The following is a 693-nucleotide window of genomic DNA, read 5'->3' as shown; positions in this document are numbered from 1 at the left end:
GACACGAATCACATCGGCAGAACGCGAGGAATGAAGCCCATCGTGCTCTCGCAACGGCGGAAACAAGCGCAAAAGGTCATCTGCGTCGACCACCATCTCCACCCCGAAGAGTTCGCCGACGTGATGGTCTGCCTTTCTTACGCTTCGGCGACGGGCGAACTCGCCTACGAACTCATCAAGGCGATGGAAGAGCGTTACGCGAGAACGCTAATCGACCAAGACGTCGCCACGGGTCTATACGTGGCGATTATGACCGACACCGCCTCGTTCAAGTTGCCGAAGACGACGCCGCATGTGCATCGCATCGTCGCCGAACTGTTGGAAACGGGCATCTCGCCGACGGAGATTTACGAGAAGATTTACAACACGCTGAACCAAAACGCGCTTAGGCTCATCGCGCATGGGGTTAGCAACGTGAGACTTTTGCAAAACGAGACGATCGCGTATATGCCCATCACGCAAGCGATGATGAACGAAACGCAATCCACGCTTGGCGACGCGGAACGCCTGCTTGAGTATATGGTCGGCATTCCCACGACGCGCATCAGCGTTTTGCTCATTGAGTTGCCCGACGGGCGCACGAAAATCAGCCTGCGCTCGCGCGGCGACGTCGCCGTCAATGAAATCGCTATGCGCTATGGCGGAGGAGGGCACAAAAACGCCGCCGGTTGCGTAATGCCGTTTCCGCTCCCA

At 57.3% G+C, this 693-nt stretch carries 1 protein-coding gene; it reads left to right on the top strand.

Annotated elements, in window-relative coordinates; translation table 11 throughout:
• Positions 1-30: 30 nt before the first annotated feature.
• On the top strand, positions 31-693 hold a 663-nt coding region (locus NZ585_14960; protein ID MCS7081331.1), incomplete at its 3' end, for a DHHA1 domain-containing protein.

Origin of the sequence: Chloracidobacterium sp., assembly GCA_025057975.1 — a bacterium.
Taxonomy (GTDB): Bacteria; Acidobacteriota; Blastocatellia; order Chloracidobacteriales; family Chloracidobacteriaceae; genus Chloracidobacterium.
Note: the sequence above shows the minus strand (reverse complement) of the source record. Positions and strands in the feature narration are given on the sequence as shown.